At 71.5% G+C, this 4,668-nt stretch carries 5 protein-coding genes; all 5 read right to left on the bottom strand.

Annotated elements, in window-relative coordinates; translation table 11 throughout:
- Positions 1 to 91: 91 nt before the first annotated feature.
- Complete coding sequence (locus ACFXPK_RS23865) at positions 92 to 1,312, bottom strand: hypothetical protein (protein WP_385078407.1); 1,221 nt, start codon at positions 1,310 to 1,312, stop codon at positions 92 to 94.
- A gap of 134 nt (positions 1,313 to 1,446) precedes the next feature.
- Complete coding sequence (locus tag ACFXPK_RS23860) at positions 1,447 to 1,869, bottom strand: hypothetical protein (RefSeq protein WP_385078405.1); 423 nt, start codon at positions 1,867 to 1,869, stop codon at positions 1,447 to 1,449.
- Positions 1,870 to 1,931: 62 nt separating this feature from the next.
- Positions 1,932 to 3,701 carry a ParB N-terminal domain-containing protein gene (locus ACFXPK_RS23855; RefSeq protein ID WP_385078402.1) on the bottom strand — a complete coding sequence of 590 codons (1,770 nt, stop codon included), beginning with the start codon at positions 3,699 to 3,701 and terminating at the stop codon, positions 1,932 to 1,934.
- Positions 3,702 to 3,793: 92 nt separating this feature from the next.
- Complete coding sequence (locus tag ACFXPK_RS23850; RefSeq protein ID WP_385078399.1) at positions 3,794 to 4,291, bottom strand: DUF6197 family protein; 498 nt, start codon at positions 4,289 to 4,291, stop codon at positions 3,794 to 3,796.
- Entirely contained in the window at positions 4,288 to 4,530 is a 243-nt protein-coding gene (locus ACFXPK_RS23845; protein ID WP_260818565.1) for a hypothetical protein, read from the bottom strand. Before ACFXPK_RS23845 ends, ACFXPK_RS23850 begins: the two co-directional genes overlap by 4 nt.
- Between the last annotated feature and the right edge of the window lie 138 nt (positions 4,531 to 4,668).

The raw sequence follows: 4,668 nt of genomic DNA, 5'->3' as shown, positions 1-4,668 counted from the left end.
CTGTGGGGGCCGGGCGGCACCCGCCCCCCACACCCAAGGCCCGGCGGCCGGGGTCCGGCCGGGCGGTGACTCCCGCCCGGCCGGGCTCCTGCTACGCGGCGACCGGTTCGCGGGCGGCGACCCGGCACCGGGTGAGCACGGTCTGTGCGGTCTCGCCGTAGATGCTGTGGTCCTTGACCGTGCCGGTCAGCTCGACCTCGTCGCCCTGGTCGGGGACAACGGCGGCGGAGCTGAACCAGACGAACACGTTGCCGCTCGGGTCCTGGAACTTCACCAGTCGGCGGCGCTGGGTCTGGTAGCCGTACGTCCGGCCCTCCAGCTCGATCACGGTGGTGACGGTGGCGGTGGTGGTGATCCGCTCGCCCACCGTGCCCTGCGGCCGGGAGTTCTGGGCGGCCCGCTCGGTGGCCTCCTTCTCCTGGTCGCGGTACCAACCCGCGATGGCGGACACCAGCGTCGGCAGGTGGCGCGGGTCGACGGTCTCGGGCTTCGCCAGCTGGCTGACCTTGTGGCGGTAGTCAGAGAGGCTGCCGTATCCCTGGACGGCCCATGCCCGGACGGCGGCGGCGGTGCTCGGCGCGTCGGGGTCGGCGTCGATGGCGGCCCGCCAGTCCATCGGGGCGTTACGGCCGAAGAAGTACGTCTCGACCGTGTCGGCGGTCGGGACGGTGTCTTTCCACTGCTCGGACCGGCTGTAGAATCGGCCGTCCATCGTGACGATGGCGGCGGTCACCCGCAGGACCTCGATTACGGGGACGCGGAGATCAGCCGGGATACCGCCTTCGTTGCCGTCCCAGTCGGAGTCCTTGAGCGTCCCGAACCGCCACAACGCCTGAAGTCCCTTGATCGGCAGACCGGTGTACGGCTCGACGCATGTGGTCCCCAACTGCTTGATCTCGCCGTTCTCGTGGCGAGCGAGGTAGGTGGCGGTGCGGTGACGGGCGACGGCGCACCCGTGGCAGAAGTTCTCGATGGCCCGGTACTGGCACGCGGCCTCGGCGTCCTGCTCGGGCAGACCGGGGAACAGGCTGGTGATCGTCTCGCTGCTCTCCTCGTCGTGGTCCAGGCGAGCGATGACGGTCCAGCCCTGGCGACGCGGGACGTCGCCGGAGATGGACACGGTGACGGTGGGGCGCGTGCCGATCACGCGGCCGTCAATGTCGCGGTAGTTGGCAAGGAACGGCTCGGAGAAGTCGAGCGCGTACGCGCTGAGGTGGTGGACGGCCGCGCGGGCGTTGGTGGCCTCGACAAGCTGACGGACGCGGGACTGGGCGGTCGCGGGGATGGAAAACCGCATGACTGCGCTGGTCATCGTGGGTGCTCCTGCTGGTGAGAGAGGGATTCGCGGGCCCGGCCGGGCGGGTTGCCCTCCGCGTACGGCCGGTCTCGGGCCGGTTGGCGGCCCGTCGTGTCGGAGGGGGTGCCCTCCCCCTCCGACACCCTTAATTAAACCATCTTTTGAGGTGTGGGGCAAGCATCCCGGCCGGGGATGTCCAGTGCGGCGCGGTCGCGCAGGAACGCGGCGAACAGAGCGGCGGTGTAGCTGTCGGCGGTGCCGTACGTGCGGCGGCAGTCCAGTGCGCCGATGCGCTCGCCCCGGTGGTGGACGGGGAATGCCGCGCCGGAGGCGGGGATGGCGAGCGCGTACACTCCGCGCGGGGTGTCCACGCGCAGGACGACGGCGGCGGCCTGGTGGTCGTAGGCGGCGGACCAGCGGCGGGGCCCGATGCCGAACTCTGCGAGTCCGCCCGCGATGGCGCGGGCCTGCATCATGTCGGCGGTGGTGCCGGGGTCGGGCTCGGCGGGGGCGGGGACGCATCCGCAACCGTGGTCGTCGGCGTGGGTCTCGAACAGAGCTGTACGGGTCACTGTGGGGCTCCTGGGGTGGCCGGGGGCGGGAGAGCGCCCCCGGCATCGGGCGGCTGAGGCGGTTAGGCGGCGGCTTCGTCATCGCTGGCCGGGTCGTCGGCCTCCTCGGCGTCCGGCTCGCCCTCCTCCTCGTCAGTGCCGTGCTCCTCCTCGGCCTCCAGCTCACTGCCCGACGTGATCACGCGGGGCTGCTTCTTCGACGGGTCGTACGGCTCGTCGTCCACGACCGACTGCTCAATGGGCGTGAGCGGGTACCCGAGAGCCGCGAGCACCTGGAACCACCGGCCGGTGGGCGTCCGCGTCCACGGGGCGCGCTGGCTGTCCGTCCTCCACGCGGAGCGGTTCGCGCACTTCTCCCGTACGGCGGCGATGGCGGCGAACTGGAGCTGCGGGGCCCTGCGGGGGTCCTTGGCGACGTGACCGGCGAAGCTGCCCCGGTCCTTGGCCTGCTCGGTGCTCAGCCCCAGGAAGGCGGCCAGGATCTCCGTCGTTGGCTCCTTGACCAGATCATCAAGGCCCCAACTGGCGTTCAACAGAGCGTTGTTCACGTGCCCGATGAGGTGGTTGGTCGTGGCCTTCGGGAGGTTGCGCCGCTTGATCAGGTCGGTGATCCACTTCCGGCGCAGGGCCTCGGCCGCGTCCCAGTCGATGTTCCCCTTCTTGACGGCGGCGCGGGCGGCGCGCTCGGCCTCCACCTCGGCGGCGGTCTTCGTGCCGCCGCCGCCGCTGCCGCCCTCGGGGACCGTGTGCCCGTACAGGCCGGGGGCGGAGCAGTAGGGCTCGTACCGGTCCCCCCGCCGCTCGTCGAACACCCACACCAGACCCTTGCAGTCGGCGTGCTCCTCGGCGCTGATGCCGCGCAGTCGCCACACGGGCATGGCGCGCTCGGACAGCTCCTCGGCGTCCCGGATCTTCTGCCCGGCCGCCTCCAGCTCCGCGCGGTGGGCCTCGGCCTTGGTCCGCTTGTCGCGCTTGGTCCGCTCGACCGCGATAGCCCAGTCCACGTCTCCCTCGTCGGCGGCGTCGTCGTCGGCGGCCTCGGTGATCGCGGCGAGCGCTTCGGCGTCGTCCGCGAACTCCGACAGCGCGGCCAAGTGCTCGAACGTCCACTCGTAGCTGCTCGCGCCGCTGACGGCGGCCGACAGCTTCTCGTCGGACCGGACCTTGACCAGCGTCTTGACGTCCTTCTGCCGCACGCCTGCGGCCTTGGCGATGCGGCCCACCTGCGCGCCCGCCTCGGCCGCGCTGAACATGGCCTGGTTCACCTCGGTCTTGGTGAGGCTCTTGCGGTGCTGAGCGGTCGTGATCATGTCGAGGAACTGTCCGGCCGCGTCGCGGTCGTCGTCCTCCCACTCGTACGGCAGGTGGGTAAGACCCGCGTCCGTCGCAGCGTGGTAGCGGCGGTTTCCGTCGTTGACCTGGAGGACTCCGCCGTTGAGTCGCTGGATCTTGACGGGGATGCGGCACCCCTCGGCGCGGAGGGATTCCACGAACGGCGCGTTCAGGTCGAGGTCTTCGCGTGCGTTCTTCGGGTGCGGGGTGAGCGCGTCGAGCCGGATGACGGGGCGCGGGGTGACCGGCACGGTCTCCAGCCCTGCGGCGACGGCGGCGGCCAGTCGCTGGAACCCGTCGATGACCTGCGGCACGTCGCCGTTGGTGCGCACGACGTACAGCGGCTCCACGACGCCGTTGTCCTTCACGTCGGCCAGCAGATCGGCCGGGGCCTCGATGCCACGGACGTTGCCGGGGTGCGCGGCCAGCTCGGCGACCGCGAGGGTCGGCCACGGGGCAGGGGAGGTCTGGACGCCGGCCTGGGTCTTGGTGTTCGTCATCGGTCCTTCTCTTTCTGGTGAGAGTGCGTCGGGCCCTTCGGCCCGGTGGGGTGCCGGTCGGGGGGTTGCCCTCCCCCTTCCGACACCATTAATTAAACCATGTTCTTGAGGGTGGGGCAACCGGGGATGTTGTGATCGCCGTCACTCTGGTGCAGAGCTGCGGCGGTGCGGATCATGGCGGCGGCCTCGGCGGTGGTCCGCTCGGGCTCGTCCCCCCAGCACCACAGGAGAGTGCGCCGGTAGGCGTCCTCCGTGAGCTTGAGCTTTCGCCACCGGACGCCGGACACGGGACGGCCGTTGACCTGGTTGCTGAGCACCACAAGGGAATCGAACAGGGCGCGTTGGAAGATGTCCCACGGTTCGCCGCGCACGGACCAGCGCGGCCGGGCGGAGCGCACGCCGCGCTCCCACGCGTGCAGCACGGTGCACGGGGCACTGTCCCCCATCCGGCCGGGCTGCCAGAGGTGGTCACCCTGGTAAAGCCCGACGCGTTCGATGTGGTCGGCGGCGGCGGTGAGGATGCGGGCGGGGCTGGCGGGCGGCTTCCGGGACGGCATCGCGTTCTCCTGGGAGTGGTCGGTTGTGGTCAAGTGGTGGCGTGCTGGGCGGACTTGGCCGTGATGGTGCACTCGACGCAGTGACACGGCGTCTGCCACTGCCACCCGGCCGCGCAGATGATCGAGTAGGCAAGGGCGGCGGCTTCGCTGATCCGGCCGGTGCCGGGCTCCTTCGGCGTCGCGGCGGCCCACGTATAGGGGAAGCTGTAGATCTGGAAGTAGTGGCGGCCGTTCTCGTCGGTCTTGTGGAATCGGGCCCATTCCATGTACATGCGTGACTCCTCGTCGCTTCGAGCGGGGGCCGGGGGGGGGGGGGGGGGCCCCCCCCCGGCGCGCCCGCGCGGCGGGCGCTCCCACCCGGCGCGGGGGGCCCCCGCGGCGGCGGGACCCCCCGAGGGGGGGCGGGGTGG

It is taken from the genome of Streptomyces sp. NPDC059142 (genome assembly GCF_042755665.1).
GTDB lineage: Bacteria > Actinomycetota > Actinomycetes > Streptomycetales > Streptomycetaceae > Streptomyces.
Note: the sequence above shows the minus strand (reverse complement) of the source record. Positions and strands in the feature narration are given on the sequence as shown.